1 protein-coding gene is annotated in these 923 nt (G+C 56.6%); it reads right to left on the bottom strand.

Going from position 1 to position 923, the window contains the following annotated elements; all coding sequences use genetic code 11:
- Positions 1-923, bottom strand: a 923-nt coding sequence (gene tuf / locus ACFPDR_RS18870; protein WP_376911764.1) for an elongation factor Tu, incomplete at both ends; no start/stop codon positions are given.

The following is a 923-nucleotide window of genomic DNA, read 5'->3' as shown; positions in this document are numbered from 1 at the left end:
ACGGTACGGCCGCCTTCGCGAATAGCGAAGCGCAGACCTTCTTCCATGGCGATAGGAGCGATCAGGGACACTTTCATCGAAATGTTGTCGCCTGGCAGAACCATTTCCTTGTCTTCTGGCAGCTCGATGGTGCCGGTCACGTCAGTTGTACGGAAGTAGAACTGAGGACGGTAGCCCTTGAAGAAAGGAGTGTGACGACCACCTTCTTCTTTGGACAGAATGTACACCTCGGCGTCGAAGTCGGTGTGTGGCTTGATCGAACCGGGTTTGGCCAGAACCTGACCACGTTCCACGTCTTCACGCTTGGTACCACGCAGCAGCAGACCGACGTTATCGCCAGCTTCGCCCTGGTCCAGCAGTTTGCGGAACATTTCAACGCCGGTACAAATGGTCTTGACCGTGTCTTTGATACCCACGATTTCGATTTCTTCGCCGACTTTGATGATGCCGCGCTCAATACGACCGGTCACAACCGTACCACGGCCGGAGATCGAGAACACGTCTTCAACAGGCATCAGGAAGGTACCGTCAACGGCACGCTCAGGCGTAGGAATGTAGCTGTCCAGCGCTTCGGCCAGAGCCAGAACGGCTTGGCTGCCCAGTGGGCCTTCGTCGCCTTCCAGAGCCAGTTTGGCCGAACCCTTGATGATCGGGGTGTCGTCGCCAGGGAAGTCGTACTTGGACAACAGTTCGCGAACTTCCATTTCAACCAGTTCGATCAGCTCTTCGTCATCAACCATGTCGGCCTTGTTCAGGAACACGATGATGTAAGGAACGCCAACCTGACGGCTCAGCAGGATGTGCTCGCGAGTCTGGGGCATTGGGCCGTCAGCGGCCGAGCAAACCAAGATAGCGCCGTCCATCTGGGCAGCACCGGTAATCATGTTCTTGACGTAGTCAGCGTGGCCGGGGCAGTCAACGTG

The sequence above is a fragment of the Alcaligenes sp. GCM10023179 genome (genome assembly GCF_042653705.1).
GTDB lineage: Bacteria > Pseudomonadota > Gammaproteobacteria > Burkholderiales > Burkholderiaceae_B > Alcaligenes > Alcaligenes phenolicus.
This window is presented reverse-complemented; position numbering and strand designations above follow the sequence as displayed.